The sequence below is a fragment of the Rhizobium sp. RU33A genome (assembly GCF_900156055.1).
Taxonomy (GTDB): domain Bacteria; phylum Pseudomonadota; class Alphaproteobacteria; order Rhizobiales; family Rhizobiaceae; genus Allorhizobium.
The window spans coordinates 583,739-602,091 of sequence record NZ_FTMQ01000002.1 but is presented as its reverse complement, the minus strand read 5'-3'; the positions used below and the strand labels follow the sequence as shown (position 1 = coordinate 602,091).

Below are 18,353 nucleotides of genomic sequence, written 5' to 3'. Positions count from 1 at the left end.
CCTGACGCTCTCAGCCTGACCGTTCCATATCGGTTGACACTCCGTCACGGCCTCGTGACGGAACACAAATCTTGTATCGCCGTTTTGCCATACTTATCTGTCATACGGATTTCTGTGGGATAGAGAGATCCACGGAGATGGGGCTCGCCGGAATTGGGAGCCCGCGAAGAAAGAGGGGTGCTATATGGCCCGCAGCAGTTTGCCATCGATCACAGCCGGAGAAGCCGGCCTCAACCGTTACCTGGACGAGATCCGCAAGTTCCCAATGCTGGAACCCCAGGAAGAATATATGCTTGCCAAGCGTTATGCCGAGCATGGCGACCGTGACGCGGCGCACCGGATGGTGACGAGCCACCTGCGTCTGGTTGCGAAGATTGCCATGGGCTATCGCGGCTACGGCCTGCCGATCGGCGAAGTCGTCTCGGAAGGCAATGTCGGCCTGATGCAGGCTGTCAAGAAGTTCGACCCCGAGCGTGGCTTCCGCCTGGCGACCTATGCCATGTGGTGGATCAAGGCCTCGATCCAGGAATACATCCTGCGCTCCTGGTCGCTGGTGAAGATGGGCACGACCGCCAACCAGAAACGCCTTTTCTTTAACCTGCGCCGCCTCAAGGGCAAGATCCAGGCAATCGAGGAAGGCGACCTGAAGCCAGACCAGGTCACCGAAATCGCGACCAAGCTGAAGGTGTCCGAGGAAGAGGTCATTTCGATGAACCGTCGCCTCTCCGGCGACGCATCTCTGAATGCACCCTTGCGCGCCGCCGAAGGCGAGAGCGGCCAATGGCAGGATTGGCTCGTCGACGACCACGAGAGCCAGGAAGCCGTGCTGATCGAGCAGGACGAGCTGGACACCCGCCGCAGCATGCTGAAGCGGGCGATGAGCGTGCTGAACGAGCGCGAGCGTCGCATCTTCGAGGCCCGACGCCTCGCAGAGGATCCCGTGACGCTGGAAGACCTCTCCACCGAGTTCGACATCAGCCGCGAGCGCGTCCGCCAGATCGAGGTCCGCGCCTTCGAAAAGGTCCAGGAAGCCGTCCAGAAGGACGCTCTTGAGCGCGCCAAGGCCTTGCGGGTAGTAGAGGCTTAAAGAGCCTGCAGTCCTGAGATAGTTGTTGAAGCCGTCCGGTCAACCGGGCGGCTTTTCCTTTGGGGAGTGGCCCTTTCTACTCCGATGCCAGTTGCTGCCGCGAGAAGACAGCGAGTCCAAGTCCCGTCAATACACAGAACCAGCCGACAAGCACTGCCAAACCAAGCAGCGCCGCCACCGGCGCACCTCCCGCCAGCAACCAGTCCCGCAGGGCCTGTGCCGCATACCCCGGCAAGGGCAGCCGGTCTGCATCCGCTCCCAAGTAGAGCTGGAGCAGTGTCGACCCGATCGCCAGCAGAAAGGCCGGGACAACGGCCGCGATCATCGACCGAAAGGCAACCACGAGCAGGGCAGCGAGGCACGCCAGAACCGCAAGCTCAAGAAATGCGATCCCGAATGCCGCCAGAAGCGCAATGAGCGAGGACGCCGTGATGTCGAGACCTTGCCCCTGCAAGACGCCAAACAGCACAGTCAGCACAATATCGCCGGCAGCAGCCAGCAACAGGGCGAATGCGAGCCATGCGAGGCAGACGAGCAGCTTGGCGACGAAGAGGTGCATGCGCGGATGCCTGGGCACCAGCAACCGCCAGGTGGAATAGCGATATTCGAGAAAGAAGACCGTGGCGATGCCGAGCGCAAAGAGCAGGTGGCCCAGCGAGTTTCCAGAGAGACTGAGGCTCTTCGCCGCCGACAGGAACACGTCGACATCGCCCGACTGCCGCCCCAGACGCAGATAGATGAAGCCCGTGATGACCAGTTTGACCAGAAGTGCCGCGAGAGGCACGGCCAGGAAGCCCCAGAAGAGTATGCCCGGCTGACGGACAAGCTTGAGCATTTCGGCAGAGAGAAGCGGGCTCATGAGCGCACCTCCCGCGTCTCTGACAGGAAAACGGTTTCCAGATCCGGCTTGATCCACTTGGCCTCGTGTATGCGAACGCCGGCATTGGCGAGCGACAGGATGAGCTCCGGAACCTCCGTCCGCTCGATCCGCACGTAAACGCCTCCGTCAGCTTCCTCGGCCTCGTCACCGAGACGGGCAAGCACCGCATCAGGCTGGTCCACCTTGAGCCAGAAGCGCCCGTCACGATCCAGCAAATCGACAACCGCACCTTCGGCGACCAGCGTCCCGCGCTGGAGGATCGCGACCCGGTCGCAGACCCGCTCCACCTCGTCCAGCAGATGGCTGGATAGAAGCACAGTCAAACCATCGCGATGCGCCAGTTCGTCGATAAGCGCCCGCATCTCCAGAATGCCATCGGGATCGAGCCCGTTGGTCGGCTCGTCGAGGACCAGTGCCTCCGGCTGCCCGATCAGCGCACAGCCGATGCCGAGCCGCTGCTTCATGCCAAGCGAGAAACCAGAAACGGCCTTGTCGGCCGCCTTTTCAAGCCCGATGCGCCGCAAGATCGGCTCCACAAGCGTTGCGGTACCCGTGGCGCGCGACAACATCTGCAAATGCTCGCGGGCCGTCAGGAAGGGGTAGAAGCTCGGCGCTTCGATCAGCATGCCGAGACGGCTGCGCTGGGCGGGGCCGGCGGGCTCGCCGAATATCCGAATCTCGCCGCGATCGGGCCTGACCAATCCAGCGAGAATGCGAAGGAGTGTGCTCTTGCCCGCCCCATTCGGACCGAGCAGGCCATAGACGACACCCTGGGGGATGGAAAGGCTCAAACCATCGAGCGCCTGGATGGCCCCGTTTCCACGCCCGAAACCCTTGCTGACGGACAGGAAGGCAATCGCGGGATCATCGCTATGATCACCAAGGGGAATGGTCGAAACTCGCTGCGACTGTACTGACATCACATCGTCCCTGCATTGGTCGCTGGCGCAAAAGACTTCCGCTGCCCTGACCCTGAACTCGAAAACAAAAATCCGCCGGGCATGCCCGACGGATCCTTGGAAAGCAGATAAAGACGCGCCTCAGTTCGCGGGCGCGGCGGGCGTCAGCGCCGCCCATTCGCGCATGACCTGCTCGAAGACATTGCCACCGGTCGTGCCTTTGTCGAGCGTGATCAGCGCGCGTCGACCATTGCGGTAGGTGACGGGAATGTCGATCCAGCCGCGCGTGGACAGAAGGTCCATATTGCGCTTCACAACATCCTCGAAGTCGTTGAGCGCCACGAGATAGGTGTCGTCGGTCACCTTGGCCGTGACGGCCACGAGCGGGTCGCCACGGTCTTGCTCGGTGCGCTTCATCGCGATCCGCTGCAGGTTCTCGACCGCACCACCCTCGAAATCCGCAGGCACGGAGAACACAACTTCGATGATGTGGCTCGCCGGCAGCGAATTGTCGGTGTTGCGCTTGAAGGTCAGGAGCGCCGAGATACCGCGCTCCGGCACGTTGATACGGCCCTGGATCTGCGGATCAGGTCGGCCGTCCGCACCGTTTTCACGCACCGCTGACCATGTGATCGAACCGGGGACCGCGACAGGCGTCGCCTGGCCAAGGCGCTCCTCGTAAAGGAAGAGCTTTTCCCCGCCGGCTACGGCTGCCGTGTTGGTCGCGGCTCCCGGCGTCTGCGTGGCAGCAGCGCCACCGGCAGCAGCCGGCGCATCGGTCGGCTCGACTGTGGACGCCACGGTCTGGGCAGAAACCGAGCGACCTTCGGCAGGCGCTCCCTCGATGGGCGCCGATCCGGCACCAGCATCGATTTCCGTTCCGTCCGCCTGCAGTCGCTGTGTGAATTTCTGGCTGCCGTCGTCGACTGCAGGTGTCGCCACTTCCGGCGCAGCCGCCGTGTCGGTCGGTGCCTCCGGCTGCTCGGCAGGTGTCGCCACGGGCGCTTCTGCGGTCTCCTCTGTCGGAGCGACTTCGCCCGTCAGGTTGGCGACCATTCCGCCGATCTGATCACGCATGCTCCAGGCGAGATAACCGCCGGCGCCGAGCACAACCAGAACCAGCGCAGCGACGATGATCGGGGCCGGATTGCGACGCTTCTTCGGCTCGAGTCGATAGGCAGGCTGCTGGCCGTAACCACCGACAAGCGCTTCCATGCCATCGGCCTGGCCCGCAACTTCGACCTGCGCACCCTTGGCGCTGGGTGCAAAGCTGTCGATATGCTCGTCCCATTCGCTGGCCGCAGGGGCGGCGGAAGCAGACGCCGGATCGCCATTGCCTTTCCGGGTTTCGCCCTGATCGACATGCTCCTGGAACCACTGGCTGAAGTCATCGGCGTCGATTGCCGGCGCCGCAGAACCGGACGCGATCTTGCCAAGCACGACCGGGTCGGCATCGGGAAGGCTCAAGCCCTCCGGCGCGACATAGTCGTTGCTGGCCTCGACGTGTACAGGTTCCTCATAGGCAGGGAACTCGTCGGTCGGCGTGTAGGAAACGGCCGGCGGCGCGGTGTCGATTTCCGGCAGCTCGGGGACGCGATTGGCGGCTGTCTCAGTCGCAGCCGGCAGGTCCCAGCTTGCGGAGGGGATGACCGGGGCCGGATCGAGTGCGCGGCTCTGCAGCCAATCCTCGACAGAATCCACCCGAATGCCAACCTCCGGCGCCTGCGGTGGGATATAAGGCTCGACCTCGACTGCCACGTCCGAGGCAAGGGGCCCTTCGGCCACAGGCTCGGCCTCGACAACAGGCACGGCATCCCAGGCGGGTGCAGCCGTTTCCGGCTCGTCACCCCGAGGCCAGGTCTCTTCGGCGGTCGGCCCTTCGCCGTAGGGTCCAGCGGCTGCGACCGTTTCGACTTCGTCCCTCGCCTCCGGCGCCGGTTCGTACTGCGGCTCCGGCTCGACGGCAGGAGCATCGTCTTCACGGCTCTCGTAGAGCCGCGCATAGTCGTTCTCCGGCTCCTGAACCGCAAAGGGTTGGTCCTGCCAGGCGGTTTCCGCCGGCCGCATCGGTTCGACGGCCTGTTCCGGAACAGCCTCTTCTACGGGCGTAATGGTTTCTTCGGCGACGTAGGCTGGTTCTTCGGGGACGTAGGCTGGCTCCTCTACCGGCGCAGGGGCCGCAGGCTCGGCCATATGCGCATCCGCCCAGTCATCACCGCTCACCCCCGCCGGTTGAGGCTCGACCGACTGTGCGGCCGGAGCAGCGTCTTCCGCCGGTTCCTGCGCCACGATGTCCTCGTTCGAAGAAGGCGCGTATTCGGGCTGCGGCTCGGCCCAGGCGGGCGCAGAGACAGCCGCTGCCGTTGCCACACCGGCAGACGCGGCTGCAGGCATGGAAGGTTCAGGCGCCTCGTCGAGCGGCGGCAAGGCATCCGCATGTTCCGCTTCGACTTCACGGATCGCCGCATCGAGCTTGTCGAGCTGACGCTGCAGCATATGCTCGGGCGGGCGCGGTGACATGTTCTCGAGCTGCCGAACGACAGCGGCGCGAGCCTTTTCATAGACCCGCGCGCGCATCTCCGGAGTATTGTTCGACAGGCCGTCCACGGCCCGTCGAATCACAGCGATAAAGTCAGCCATCAGCACTTTCTCTTGAGAGCCGGCCCGCCGCGCCGGCAAAATTTCAATAAAATCCTAGATTAATCCTCGAAGGGGTCCGTCACAAGTATGGTGTCGTCCCGTTCCGGACTTGTCGACAGAAGTGCGACCGGCGCACCGATCAGTTCTTCGACCTGACGGACATATTTGATCGCCTGAGCCGGCAGATCCGCCCATTTCCGGGCTCCGACGGTCGATTCCTTCCAGCCTTCAAGCGTGATGTAGATCGGCTCGACACGCGCCTGGGCAGCCTGCGCTGCCGGCAGATAGTCGATTTCCTGACCGTCCAGCTTGTAGCCGACGCAGATCTTCAGCTCTTCAAGACCATCCAGAACGTCGAGTTTGGTCAATGCAATACCGGTGATTCCATTGGTGGCGACCGACTGGCGCACGAGCGCCGCGTCGAACCAGCCACAACGGCGCTTGCGGCCCGTGACGGTGCCGAACTCATGCCCCTTCTCACCGAGGAACTGGCCGATCTCGTCATGCAACTCGGTCGGGAACGGACCTTCACCGACACGCGTGGTGTAGGCCTTGGTGATGCCCAGGATATAGCCGAGCGAGCCCGGGCCCATGCCGGAACCGGCCGCGGCCTGACCGGCGACGGTGTTTGACGAGGTGACGAAGGGATAGGTGCCGTGATCGATGTCGAGCAGGGAGCCCTGAGCACCTTCGAACAGGATGCGCGAGCCCTTGCGGCGCTCCTTGTCGAGCAGCACCCAGACCGAATCCATGAACGGCAGAACGCGATCGGCGATCGAGGTCAGTTCCTCCATGATCGTCTTGTGCTCGATTTCGGCAACGCCGAAACCGCGACGCAGCGCGTTGTGATGGGTCAAAATACGTTCGACCTTGCCTTCCAGCGCATCGAGATCGGCAAGATCCATGACGCGGATCGCGCGACGACCGACCTTGTCCTCATAGGCCGGGCCGATGCCGCGGCGTGTCGTACCAATCTTGGTGCCGCTGTTGGAGGCCGCATCTTCGCGCATGCCGTCCAGTTCGCGGTGCAGCGAGAGAATCAGCGTGGCGTTTTCGGCGATGCGCAGATTGTCCGGCGTGACCTCGACGCCCTGATCCTTTAGGCGGCCGATTTCGGCGATCAGCGCGTGCGGGTCGACGACGACGCCGTTGCCGATGACGGCCTTCTTGCCGGGACGCACGACGCCCGAGGGAAGCAGGGACAGCTTGTAGGAAACGCCGTCAATGACGAGCGTGTGGCCGGCATTGTGTCCGCCCTGGAAGCGGACCACGATGTCCGCACGTTCGGAGAGCCAGTCGACAATCTTGCCCTTGCCCTCGTCACCCCATTGCGAACCAATCACCACGACATTCGTCATCACATAATCCTGTATATTGCGCAGTGCCTGCGCCTACCCAAACCCGCGCATCTATACTGTGTTGTTTTTGGGAAATCGACCCGTCTTGACGGGCGATTTGGCTTTTTACGTGACAAACCACCCCCCCTCGCCTATTTCGGAGGCAATTCGCGCCGTGACGGACCGGGAGGAGACGGGTTCGGCAGCGGCCTCCGCATGCAGGGAAGAGCCGCCTTTGCCCATTCGCGCTTACACGTTTCTCGTCATCACCACTCTGCTCTGGGGCGGCAACACCATCGCCGGCAAGCTCGCACTTGGTCATGTGAGCCCGATGGTTCTGAGCTTTGGCCGCTGGGCGCTCGCGACCCTTGTCATCGCATCGATTGCAATCCCGCAGATCCGCAAGGACTGGGAGGTCCTGAAAGCCAACTGGAAGCTTCTGATCTTCTACGGCGCGGTGGGCTATGCCGCCTTCAACGGCTTCCTTTACACGGCGCTCAAGTATACGAGCGCCGTGAATGGCGCGATCGAACAAGGCGCCATCCCGGTCCTGATCTTCGTCATCAACTTCCTGCTGTTTCGCATTGCCGTCTCCGCGGTCCAGATCCTGGGCTTCATGATCAGCTTCATAGGGGCTGCCGTCACCGCCTCCCATGGCGATCTCCAGACCTTGCTCACCCTAACGCTGAATTATGGCGATCTGCTGATGCTGTTTGCCGGCATCGCTTACGCCATCTACACCGTGTCTTTACGCTGGAAGCCGCCCGTCCACTGGAAGAGCCTGATGGCGGTGCCGGCACTCGCCGCCGCCGTTACCTGTCTGCCGCTTCTCTGGTGGGAAGCGGGCCGAGGCGAACTCATCCTGCCCGATACACGCGGCTGGCTGATCATACTCTATGCCGGGCTGTTCCCCTCGTTGATCTCCCAGATCCTCTACATCAAGGGCGTCGAAGGCATCGGCGCCAACCGCGCCGGCCTCTTCATCAATCTCGTGCCGGTCTTCGGCACGCTGCTATCGGTCACCATTCTCGGCGAAAAGCTGGAAGTCTTCCATGTCGTGGCGCTGGTTCTCGTTCTCGGCGGCATCGCCATCGCCGAATGGGGCAAGCCTGCCCCTGACAAGGCTCCGCGCTGACAAGCTCAAGCAAGGTTAGCCGACCGAGAGGATTGTCACGTCTCCAGCAACAACACGCGCCGCTGTCAGCCGCCCGCTGCGATAGCAATGCGTGTCGAGACTGACCCGATCCGGACCGACATGGGCTTCCCGCATCGGCGTATGCCCGTGAAAGACACGCACAGGCAGGCCAGGACCGAGATCGAGGAAGGATCGCCTGATCCACATGAGATCGTCATCGGTCTGCTCGGAAAGCGGTCGTCCCGGCTTTAGACCGGCATGGGCGAAGACATCCGTACCCATGGTGAGCAGCACCGGCAGCGAGCGGAGAAACGCCACATGGCTGCTGGGAACTGCATTCCTAATGGCCTCGCGTAATGCAAATCGGCCCGCAGGCAGGTTGAAGCCGTCTACCTCGACCCCATAGGAGGCCAAGGTCGTCTCCGCACCATGGTCGAGCACCCAGTCACCGGCCGGATCACCGTCGAGAAAGGCGAGGAAGGCATCGTCGTGATTGCCGCGCAGGCAAATGCGTTCGAAGCCTGAGGGCGGCGACGCGGTGAGATGATAGAGGACGGCAGCGGATTTCGGGCCACGATCGACATAGTCGCCGAGCATCACGATCAGCTTGCGCCCCTCGATCGACTGCGCGTCCTCGCGGATCATGTCTTCCAGCTCCAGAAGCGCATCGAGACAGCCATGCACGTCACCGATTGCGTAGACAGCCGGATAGTCGGAAGGATCGATGACGAGACGTGGTGCGCGACCTGTGTCAGTGCTCATGAGCCCCTCATCACCCATTGGACGTTCTCCTGTCCTGTCGCTGCGCTGCACGCGTCCAGAGAAAAGCGTATCGGCACGAAAAAGGCCAGCCCCCAAAGGGGCCGGCCTCTCAGTGCATTGGCACACCGATTAAGGTGTTGTGGTCGCCGGCGGCGTATCGGTGGCACCACCGGTCGGAGCAGGTGCGGCCGGAGCCGGATCGGTTGCGGCCGGCGGGGTAACCGGATCAGCAGCCGGGGGCGTTGCAGAACCGGCAGGCGGCGTAGTCGTGTCAGCCGACGGAGCGGCCGGAGCATCGGCCGGCGGAGCTGCGGGCGCGCTGCTTTCCGTGGCGGGCGTAGCAGGCGTTTCGGCAGTGTCATTGCCACCGAAGACGAAGTATGCGCCGGCTGCGATCACCACGATCAGCAGGACTGCGATGCCCCAGGTCGCGCCGCCGCCAGAAGTGGTCTGCTGGGTGACGTGCGGACGCTGGTCGAGGCGGGGATCAGGACGTTGGTCCATGGTATTTCCTCCTGGTTTGAGCGACCGACCGCTGCGCGGCCGGCCGATAGCTTGCTTATTTATAAGGCTGGGAATCGGCGCTTACTGGACGACGCCGACGACGACGTAAGTCTGCGGGTCGACGATGACGCGCTGGTTGTTGACCACGGCATAGGCGTAAGTCGGATCCTCGGGGATCGTCGTCAGGACGACTTCCTGCGGAAGAGGTTCACCAACGACCACCTGCCGCTCGATCACGACCGGCTGGGCCGGGACCGGCTGCTGCTGGACATAGGTGACAACCCGGTCCGGCGGCGGGGCGACTGCGGTGCCGGCAATGGCGCCGACGACGCCACCCACGGCGGCACCAACGGGACCGCCGACAATGGCACCGGTCACAGCACCACCGGCAGCACCTGTGACCGTACCTTCCTGCGCCAGGACAGGAGAAGCGACGGCACCAAGTACGACTGCGCCAAGAGCGATAATCTTCGTATTCATGACTTGATCCTTTCCGTTGACTGCCATTGACGGAAAGAACGGACTTCACGCGAAATTGTTCCGCGCACCTGTCCTAAGGCTCTACTGCAAGCCTTTGGAAAAATTGGCAGAAATTAGGCAAAGAGATAACAACTGAGGCAACATTGACTGCAGGTGGCAGTTAGACAGCAGCCGCCTGCGAGGTAATCCAGGGCAGAAACTCACGAGGTCCAAGGCGCGTTCGCAGCAGGAAAGGCGGCGTCATGCTGATGTGGAAAGCCGCTCAGGCGCCCCAGCCGACGATGCCCTTGATCTCAAGAAAGTCGTGGATACCCCAGTCGGCATATTCCCGGCCATTGCCGGATTGTTTGTAGCCGCCAAACGGCGCGGACGTGTCCCAGTCCGGATAGTTTAGATAGACGGAACCCGCGCGCATCTGCCCTGCAACCCGCCGCGCATGGTCGATATCCTGCGACTGAACATAGGCAGCGAGGCCATAAACGGTGTCGTTGGCGATCTCGATTGCCTGCTCTTCCGTCTCGTAGGGCATGATCGACAACACCGGGCCGAAGATCTCTTCGCGAGCGATCGTCATATCCGGCGTCACATGGCCGAAAACTGTCGGACGGATGTAATAGCCGCGGTTCAGACCCTCTGGCCGCCCGGGACCGCCAGTGACCAGCAGCGCGCCCTCTTCGATCCCCACTTCGATCAGCCGCTGGATCTTGTTGTATTGAACGTCGCTGACGACAGGACCGAGAACAGTATCATCGGCCAGCGGGTCGCCAACCGTGTGAGCGTCCGCAGCTTCCCGTGCGATATGCAGCGCCTCGTCATGGCGATCGGCCGGGACTAGCATCCGGGTCGGCGCATCGCAGGACTGTCCCGAATTCCCGAAGCAGCCCTCCACGCCCTTGCGCACGGCAGTTTCGAAATCGGCGTCAGGAAGAATGATGTTCGCCGACTTGCCACCCAGTTCCTGCGCCACACGCTTTACCGTATCCGCCGCCGTCTTGGCGACGATGATGCCGGCGCGGGTCGAACCGGTGAACGACACCATGTCAACATCGGGATGGCCTGCCATCACCTGACCAACTTCGGGGCCGCGGCCGTTGACCAGGTTGAACACCCCATCAGGCGTCCCAGCCGCCGCCATCACCTCGGCAAAGATCAGCCCCGAGACCGGCGCGATCTCCGAGGGCTTGAGCACGACGGTGCAGCCGGCGGCAATAGCCGGCGCAACCTTGCAGACGATCTGGTTGAGCGGCCAGTTCCAGGGCGTGATCAGCGCACAGACGCCGATCGGCTCCTTGACGATGCGGGTCGAGCCGCGCTGCTCCATGAATTCGAAGCTCTTGAAGGCGGCAATCGTGGCCTCGAGATGCGCTCGTCCGGCCCAGGCTTGAGAGTCCCGTGCGAAAGTAAGCGGCGCCCCCATTTCACGGCTGACCGCCTGGGCAATGTCGTCGAAGCGCTCATTGTAAACAGCAAGGATGCGTTCGAGAAGCGCCAGACGCTCTGACCGGTCGGTCAGCGAGAAAGTGGCAAAGGCTTTTCGGGCGGCTGCCACGGCGCGGTCGACATCGCCGCGTCCGCCGATGGAGATCGTCGTAAAGGGCTCTTCGGTGGACGGATCGATTACGTCCAGAACCGCAGGCTCCAGCGGATCGACCCACGCACCGTCTATGAAGAACTTCAGATGGTTGGACATGCGGGCTCCAGCGGAGTGAAAGTAAGGTGTTTGGCACTATTGGTCACATGCCGGATCACGGCAAGCATGCAAGACGGCGTGATCAGGCTTTCCCCAACCTGAATGCGGGGATCAGCGTTCCAGTCCATCGAGCAGTCGATACCAGGCAAGATGAGCAGCGACACCGAGACGCCGGAAGCGATGCAGCGGAATGGGAACCACGGGCGTCATCGGCAGTGGCAGTGCCTCGCGGCTCCCCTCGGCCAGATACCGCGCGAGAGCCTGACCGAGCGCCATCATTAGCCCGATGCCGCGCCCCTGGCAGCCGGCCGCCATCAGAAGTCCCGGATGAGGTTCATGAAGATGCGGCAGATGGTCGGGCGTCATCGCGACACGGCCGAACCAGCGCTGTTCGATCCGCACCGAGCCAAGCATGGGAAAGAGCCGAAGCATGGCCCGCTCCAGATGCAGCCAGTCGTCGCTCGAACGCGGCACGCGCATTGCCCCTCGGCCACCGAGCACCAGACGACCGTCTGCGCTGCGGCGATAATAGACGAGGATCCGCCGGCTGTCAGAGACCGCCTGTCCGCTTGGCAAGACGAAATCGAAATCCGCCGGCAGCGGATCCGTGGCAATCTGGAAGGAATGCAGCCAGACGAGGCTCTGGGCAAGATTCGGGACCAGCCCCTTGGAATAGGCGTTGGTCGCGACAAGGACTTTCGGCGCCCGGAACGAGCGGCCGGATTGCGTTGTGACTTGCCAGAACGCTCCGTCCCTCTGCAGCGACATGGCGGCATCATTCAGAACAAGCGCCGCGCCGGCTTCCGTTGCGACACGCGCCAGTTCATGCAAGAGCGCCCGCGGATTGACGACACCGGCGCGACGGTCAAGAAAACCGCCGCGATAACCTTCGGCACCGGTCAGGAGCGCAATCTCTGCCGGATTGAGAAGCGCGACATCCGCCCCTTGCGCCCGCCATTGCCGATTGCGCTGAGCGGCCGCCTGCATGGCGGTCTCGGTATGCGCCGCCTGGATCCAGCCGGAACGCGTATGCTCGACGTCGAGACCTTCGCGGGCGATGAGATCGAAGACAAAATCTGCTGTCCGCGCCGAAAACTCAATCAGCCTTCGACCGGTCCCTTCACCGAAAAGCGCAAGCAGCGTTTCCGGATCCTGCTTCAGTCCCGGGATCACCTGGCCGCCATTCACCCCGGATGCACCGTCACCGATCCCGCCGGCTTCGATGACCTGAACCGAAAGCCCGGCCCGCGCCGCATGCAGCGCTGTCGAAAGACCCTGATACCCGGCACCGATGATAACAAGGTCGAGATCGCCCTCTTCACAGCGACAAACAAGCGGCGAAACGGGCCTTCGCCAAACGGACGAAACCGGAATTGCGGACTGCATAAAGGGAAGACCTGAACACGATTGAAAAAGCAGCGCCAATTTGCCCGTCCGCAATAAAGCGCACAATAAACGTCAGGCTGTATTTTGACCGACAGGTAGAATAACGGATTACTACTTAAGCCGTGATGGATGGTAGAACATCAGAACATTCTCATGCCTCATTGGGCAACTGCCAATCAATCGCGTTTCTGTCCTTGGAGAGAAGATACTCATTGGCTTGCGAAAAATGCCGACAGCCGAAAAAGCCGTTATATGCCGAAAGCGGCGAGGGATGCGGCGCCTTCAAGACCAGATGGCGGGACCGATCGACAAAGTCAGCCTTCTTTTGCGCATAGGAACCCCACAGCATGAAGACGACATGCTCGCAGTCCTCGTTCACGGCACGGATCACCGCATCGGTAAACCGCTCCCAGCCTTGCCCCTGATGGGAAGCAGCCCGCGCCTCCTCGACCGTCAGCACGCTGTTGAGAAGCAGTACGCCCTGTTGCGCCCAGTGCTCCAGGAAGCCGTGCCGCGCCGGCGCAATGCCGAGATCGCTCTGCAGCTCCTTGTAGATGTTGACGAGCGAAGGAGGGATGCGGACACCCGGTTGGACACTGAAGCAGAGCCCGTGTGCCTGCCCTGCCCCGTGATAGGGATCCTGGCCGAGGATCACCACCCGGACTTCGTCGAGCGGCGTCAGATCGAGCGCGCGGAAATACTCCGCCCCCTTGGGGAAGATCTGCTTGCCGGCAGCCTTTTCGGACTGCAGGAAATCCTTGAGGTTGCGCATATACGGCTGTTCAAACTCGTCTCCCAGCACCGCTTTCCAGCTATCTTCGAGCCTGACACCCGCCTCCGCCATTGCCGCCGCTCCTCGTTCTCGCTTACATGCCTTAAGACGATAGAGAGCCGGCAACCGGACCTGTCAACCTCAACCCGACCCGAGCACACAAGAGAACCGTGAAGTCATTCCTGAAACTCTGGCGCCGGCAGCGCATTCTGACCTCTGCCTTCCTGCTGGCGATGGCGCTTGCAATCTTCTTCGCCGGGCGCACGATCTTCTTCGTGGCCTACTGGAACGACCCCGCACGCCAGGACCTCCCGCCCGAGCCCTGGATGACGATCGGCTATGTCGCCCATTCCTGGCATGTGCCGGTTGAGAAGCTTGCCCGCGACCTCGATCTGCCACCGCCGCCAAAGGATGGCCCACGCCCCTCACTGGAGCGGCTGGCCGAAGAGCGTGACCAGGACTTTGAAGAGTTCAAGGCCGAGATAGAAGCCTCCCTTGCCGAACTGCGCCGGCAGGGGCCTGCGAGATGACCCTGACCGAGACGCTGCTCGCATCGCTGCCGTCCTATGGCCTGCTGCTGCTTGCGCTGGTCGTCGGCATCAGTTGCCTCGGCGCGCCGCTGCCCGCCTCGATCGTCATGATGCTGATGGGCGCATTGGCGGCCGCCGGAGACTTCACGCTGGCTTATGTCATTGCCGTCGCACTCGCCTCGGCCGTGGCGGGAGACCAGATCGGCTACATGCTGGGGCGCCTCGCCGGACAGCGCCTTGTCCCGATCGTCAGCCGCGAGCCGGCGCGCCGCAAAGCGATAGAGCGGGCGCAGCACGAGATGGATGCACGCGGCAATCTCGCCGTCTTTCTCACCCGCTGGCTGCTTTCCCCGCTCGGCCCCTATCTTAACCTGCTGGCCGGAGCCTCAGGCTTTTCCTGGGCGCGCTTCACGCTGGCAGGCCTCCTTGGAGAGATGGTCTGGGTCGGCCTCTATACCGGTCTCGGAGCGGCCTTCAGCGAGAGTGTCACGGAGATTGCCGAAATCAGCGGCAGCATCAGCGGCTTCCTCGCGGCCGGTGCCGTCGCCGCATTCCTGGGTTTCAAACTGCTTCGCACCCTCCGCAGCAAGGACTGAAGCCGCATAGCGCACCCGGCGAGGCTTCGCCGAACTGTCACACTGCGGTGCTAACCGGATACCAAAATCCGGAGACTCGCCATGACTTTTCTGATCTGGTTTGCCGCGATCGCGCTTCTCGCACAGCTTGCAAGCATCGCCGTCGTCCTCTCCGTCAAGCTGCGCCAAAAAAACCGAGAGGCTGCGCCGACGCCGCGCCCGCCGGTCACCCTCATCCGCCCGATCTGTGGACTGGAAAACAATCTCGAGCGCTGCCTCGCATCCTCCTTCCGGCTCGATTGGCCGACCTATGAAATTCTCTTTTGCGTCGCGAGAGCCGACGATCCGGCAGCATCCCTTGCCCGTCGCCTGATGGCCGAGCATCCCGACGTCCCATCGACACTTCTCGTTGGCGATGATCCCTTCAGCGCCAATCCCAAGCTGAACAACGTGGTCAAGGGCTGGCGCTCCGCCCGCCATGACTGGATCGTCATGACCGACAGCAACGTGCTGATGCCTGCAGACACCATCGAGCGCATGATCGCCCGCTGGGACAGCCAGACCGGCCTCGTCTGCTCGCCACCGGCGGGAACCGAGCCGGAGAACGCTGGCGCCCTTCTCGAAAGCGCCTGGCTCGACAGTTTCCAGGCCCGCTGGCAGCTCTTCGCCGACGCCTGTGGCTTCGGCTTTGCTCAGGGCAAATCGATGCTGTTCAACCGTCACGTGATGACGCAGCTCGGTGGTTTCGAGCGACTGGGCGACGAGGTCGCCGAGGATGCCGCCGCAACACTGCTGATCCGCAATGCGGGCCTCAAGGTCCGGATCGTTCACGAGCCCTTCCCGCAGCCGCTCGGCAAGCGGGATATCGCCGCCGTCTGGAAGCGACAGCTGCGCTGGGCGCGCCTGCGCCGCGCCTCTTTCCCGCTCTATTTCCTGCCGGAAATCCTGACAGGCGCAGCCCTTCCAATGACAGCCATGATTGCGCTCGCGGCGACAGGAACACTGCCGCTTCTCGCCCCGCTCACCTATCTTGCCGCCTGGTATGGCGCAGAAGTGCTGCTCGCCAGAACCTATGGCTGGCCGAACGGCTGGCGGATCGTTCCGGCCATGCTCGCCCGTGATCTGCTTTTGCCGGCTCTCTTCGTCGCCGCATGGTTCGGCAGCGGTTTCGAATGGCGCGGCAATGCGATGACGGTCGCCGACAACGACAACAGCCGCAGCGCACGCATCCGCGAGGCCGTTCTCCGCACCCGCAACAAGGCACGCGAGAAAGCCCGCGCACTCGTCGCCGCCCGCAGCCACTGAAGCTCTGCACTCCACGAAAAAGCGGGCAGGACCGCTCGTCGCGATCGCTGCCCGCAAGAGGGAGGTAGTTCCGCCGCTCAGATGGTGCCTTGGCCCATCTGCTCGGCGATGTAATCCGCCTGGCGGATCGCAAGAGAGACGATCGTCAGGGTCGGATTTTCGGCCGCTCCGGTGGTGAACTGGCTGCCATCGGAGACGAAAAGGTTGCTGATGTCGTGGGTCTGGCCCCACTTGTTGACAACACCGTCCTGGGCTTTCTCGCTCATGCGGTTGGTGCCGAGATTGTGGGTCGACGGATAGGGCGGCGTCGGGAAGGCACGGGTTGCACCCACCGCCTCATAGAGGGCCACGCCCTGCTTGTAGGCGTGATTGCGCATCGCCTCGTCATTCGGATGATCGGTAAACCAGACGTCCGGGATCGGCATGCCGTATTTGTCCTTGAGCTCGGCATGCAGCTTCACGGCATTCTGCTCCTGCGGCATGTCCTCGCCGACGATCCAGAGACCCGCCATATTGGCATACTGGTCCATGGCCGAGGCAAACGAGCGGCCCCAGCCACCCGGATCGAGGAAGGCCGCCATGAAGGGCACGCCGAGCGCCAGCGTCTCAAGTTCATAGCCACCGACGAAGCCGCGTGACGGATCGTGACGTGCCTCGTCCTGGATGATCCCGGCCATGGTCGTGCCGCGATAGAAATGCACCGGCTTGTCGAAGACGGCATAGACCGAGCCGGTCGTATGACGCATGTAGTTCTTGCCGACCTGGCCGGAGGAGTTGGCGAGGCCATCCGGGAACTTCGACGAAGCGGAGTTGAGCAGCAGGCGCGGGCTTTCGATCGAATTGCCGGCAACGCAGATGATGCGGGCCTTCTGGCTTTGGAGATTGCCATCCTTGTCGGCATAGACGACGGCGGTCACCTTGCCCGTGTCATCATGCTCGATCTTGACGACATGCGAGTTCGGCCGGACTTCGAGCTTGCCGGTCGCCTCGCCCTTCGGAATTTCCGTGTAGAGCGTCGACCACTTTGCGCCCCACTTGCAGCCCTGGAAGCAGAAGCCGGTCTGCTGACAGCTCATGCGGTCATCGCGATCGGCCGAATTGATCGCCATGTTGCCGGTGTGGCACTCCTTGTAACCCAGCTTGTCGGCGCCGGCCTTAAGGATCTTGAAGTTGTTGTTGCCGGGCAGGCCCTCGATCCCATTGGTACGGGTGACGCCCATCTTGTCTTCGGCCTTGGCATAGTAAGGCTCGAGATCGGCGAGTGTGATCGGCCAGTCGAGGAGATTGGCGCCCTCGACCTTGCCGTAATGGGTGAGCGTCTTGAACTCGTGCTCCTGGATTCGCAGCGAGGCACCGGCCCAGTGGGTGGTGGTGCCGCCGACGGCCTTGACGATCCAGGCCGGCAGGTTGGGGAAGTCCTTGGACACTCTCCAGCCGCCACCGGTGGTGCGGTTGTCGAGCCAGGCGAGCTGGGAGAAACTCTCCCATTCGTCGTTAATGAAGTCTTCATGTTCGATGCGGGCACCGGCTTCGAGCACGACCACGTCGATGCCCTTCTGGGCAAGCTCGTTGGCGAGCGTGCCGCCGCCTGCACCGGAACCGATGATGACGACCACGCTGTCGTCGTTGAGATCATAGGGTGCTGCCATGTTTTCCTCCCGGGAAATCGGTCAATTTGGGTAAGCGCCGCCGTTCCCATCCGCGATGGGCCTCCTTCCGGCGACGATGAATGCGTGTCTGGGGTAGCTCAGAGCCAGGTGATGTCGTCGAACCCGCGCTCGATATAGCCGCCCTTGGAATAGGACTCGCCCTCGTAGCCGAAGATCGGCCAGATCTCCTTCTGGTTATAGAGGCTGACCACGAGGTCGCCGCGCACCGCCTGGAAGAAGGGCGTCGTTTCGATGTCGCGCAGGATCGCCACGCGATCATCCTCCCAGCCAAGGCCGCGATAGCCGCCGGCACCGGCGCGTTTGTCGAGATCGGCGATGCCGTCCTCGATCAGCGCCTTGTGCTTCTCGTCCTTGCCCGCCATCGTGTCCTGCCCCTTGACGGCTGCCGCATAGAAGCGTTCGGCGAGCTGGTCATGCGGGTAGACGTCACGCGCCATCTTGATGAGCGTCGCGAGCGTATCCGGCTTCAGGGCTGTCGCCTCCAGGCCCCAGGCCTGGTCGGGACAGATTACGGCAGTGCCCGTAATCATCAGCACGGCACTCGCCGCACCGGTCTTCAGAAGCTGGCGACGGGACATGCCCCCGGTCTTGTCGAGTATCGTAACCACGTCATTCTCCTCCCATGAGATGATGCGCAACGGCGTTTTGCCGTCACCCTTGGAAGGCGCGCTGCCGCGCCCGCCGGCTGCGAAAACATACGA

The 18,353-nt window shown here is 62.8% G+C and carries 17 protein-coding genes; 5 read left to right on the top strand and 12 right to left on the bottom strand.

Features of this window, described 5'->3' with window-relative positions; genetic code table 11:
• Positions 1–184 precede the first annotated feature (184 nt).
• The gene (rpoH, locus tag BW978_RS08820) at positions 185–1,087 is read left to right on the top strand and encodes an RNA polymerase sigma factor RpoH (protein WP_076394186.1); all 903 of its coding nucleotides are present in this window, start codon (positions 185–187) and stop codon (positions 1,085–1,087) included.
• Between the two features lie 76 nt (positions 1,088–1,163).
• On the opposite strand, the gene BW978_RS08815 is transcribed toward rpoH, so the two are convergent.
• From BW978_RS08815 to BW978_RS08800, 4 genes are all read right to left on the bottom strand, one after another.
• Complete coding sequence (locus BW978_RS08815; RefSeq protein ID WP_076394185.1) at positions 1,164–1,946, bottom strand: ABC transporter permease; 783 nt, start codon at positions 1,944–1,946, stop codon at positions 1,164–1,166.
• Positions 1,943–2,887: an ABC transporter ATP-binding protein gene (locus BW978_RS08810; RefSeq protein ID WP_083697540.1), complete on the bottom strand. Its 945-nt coding sequence runs from the start codon at positions 2,885–2,887 to the stop codon at positions 1,943–1,945. Before BW978_RS08810 ends, BW978_RS08815 begins: the two co-directional genes overlap by 4 nt.
• 120 nt (positions 2,888–3,007) lie before the next feature.
• A complete protein-coding gene (locus tag BW978_RS08805) occupies positions 3,008–5,506 on the bottom strand; it encodes a hypothetical protein (RefSeq protein ID WP_076394184.1) in 2,499 nt (832 codons plus the stop codon).
• Positions 5,507–5,565: 59 nt separating this feature from the next.
• Complete coding sequence (locus BW978_RS08800) at positions 5,566–6,864, bottom strand: adenylosuccinate synthase (RefSeq protein ID WP_069043514.1); 1,299 nt, start codon at positions 6,862–6,864, stop codon at positions 5,566–5,568.
• A 214-nt stretch (positions 6,865–7,078) separates the two neighbouring features.
• Between BW978_RS08800 and BW978_RS08795 the strand changes: the two genes are divergently transcribed.
• Complete coding sequence (locus tag BW978_RS08795; protein WP_076394183.1) at positions 7,079–7,978, top strand: DMT family transporter; 900 nt, start codon at positions 7,079–7,081, stop codon at positions 7,976–7,978.
• Positions 7,979–7,993: 15 nt separating this feature from the next.
• On the opposite strand, the gene BW978_RS08790 is transcribed toward BW978_RS08795, so the two are convergent.
• From BW978_RS08790 to ung, 6 genes are all read right to left on the bottom strand, one after another.
• The gene (locus tag BW978_RS08790) at positions 7,994–8,740 is read right to left on the bottom strand and encodes a metallophosphoesterase (protein WP_175616861.1); all 747 of its coding nucleotides are present in this window, start codon (positions 8,738–8,740) and stop codon (positions 7,994–7,996) included.
• 129 nt (positions 8,741–8,869) lie between these two features.
• Entirely contained in the window at positions 8,870–9,244 is a 375-nt protein-coding gene (locus BW978_RS08785; protein WP_076394181.1) for a hypothetical protein, read from the bottom strand.
• Between the two features lie 81 nt (positions 9,245–9,325).
• On the bottom strand, positions 9,326–9,724 hold the full coding sequence (locus tag BW978_RS08780; protein ID WP_054148521.1) for a DUF1236 domain-containing protein: 399 nt from the start codon (positions 9,722–9,724) through the stop codon (positions 9,326–9,328).
• Between the two features lie 262 nt (positions 9,725–9,986).
• The gene (locus tag BW978_RS08775) at positions 9,987–11,414 is read right to left on the bottom strand and encodes an aldehyde dehydrogenase family protein (RefSeq protein WP_076394180.1); all 1,428 of its coding nucleotides are present in this window, start codon (positions 11,412–11,414) and stop codon (positions 9,987–9,989) included.
• 111 nt (positions 11,415–11,525) lie between these two features.
• Positions 11,526–12,800, bottom strand: coding sequence for an NAD(P)/FAD-dependent oxidoreductase (locus BW978_RS08770; protein ID WP_076394179.1), 1,275 nt, complete (start codon positions 12,798–12,800; stop codon positions 11,526–11,528).
• A 151-nt stretch (positions 12,801–12,951) separates the two neighbouring features.
• Positions 12,952–13,644: a uracil-DNA glycosylase gene (ung, locus tag BW978_RS08765; protein WP_076394178.1), complete on the bottom strand. Its 693-nt coding sequence runs from the start codon at positions 13,642–13,644 to the stop codon at positions 12,952–12,954.
• 98 nt (positions 13,645–13,742) lie between these two features.
• On the opposite strand from ung, the gene BW978_RS08760 reads away from it, so the two are divergent.
• The 3 genes from BW978_RS08760 to BW978_RS08750 all read left to right on the top strand — a co-directional run bounded on the left by BW978_RS08760 (position 13,743) and on the right by BW978_RS08750 (position 15,982).
• Positions 13,743–14,102: a hypothetical protein gene (locus tag BW978_RS08760; RefSeq protein WP_076394176.1), complete on the top strand. Its 360-nt coding sequence runs from the start codon at positions 13,743–13,745 to the stop codon at positions 14,100–14,102.
• On the top strand, positions 14,099–14,698 hold the full coding sequence (locus tag BW978_RS08755; protein WP_083697539.1) for a DedA family protein: 600 nt from the start codon (positions 14,099–14,101) through the stop codon (positions 14,696–14,698). Before BW978_RS08760 ends, BW978_RS08755 begins: the two co-directional genes overlap by 4 nt.
• An 81-nt stretch (positions 14,699–14,779) precedes the next feature.
• The gene (locus BW978_RS08750) at positions 14,780–15,982 is read left to right on the top strand and encodes a ceramide glucosyltransferase (RefSeq protein WP_076394174.1); all 1,203 of its coding nucleotides are present in this window, start codon (positions 14,780–14,782) and stop codon (positions 15,980–15,982) included.
• Between the two features lie 77 nt (positions 15,983–16,059).
• Here BW978_RS08750 and BW978_RS08745 read toward each other — a convergent pair whose 3' ends face one another.
• Complete coding sequence (locus BW978_RS08745) at positions 16,060–17,631, bottom strand: GMC family oxidoreductase (RefSeq protein WP_076394172.1); 1,572 nt, start codon at positions 17,629–17,631, stop codon at positions 16,060–16,062.
• A 98-nt stretch (positions 17,632–17,729) separates the two neighbouring features.
• Positions 17,730–18,260 carry a Twin-arginine translocation pathway signal gene (locus BW978_RS08740; RefSeq protein WP_076394170.1) on the bottom strand — a complete coding sequence of 177 codons (531 nt, stop codon included), beginning with the start codon at positions 18,258–18,260 and terminating at the stop codon, positions 17,730–17,732.
• Positions 18,261–18,353: the final 93 nt, after the last annotated feature.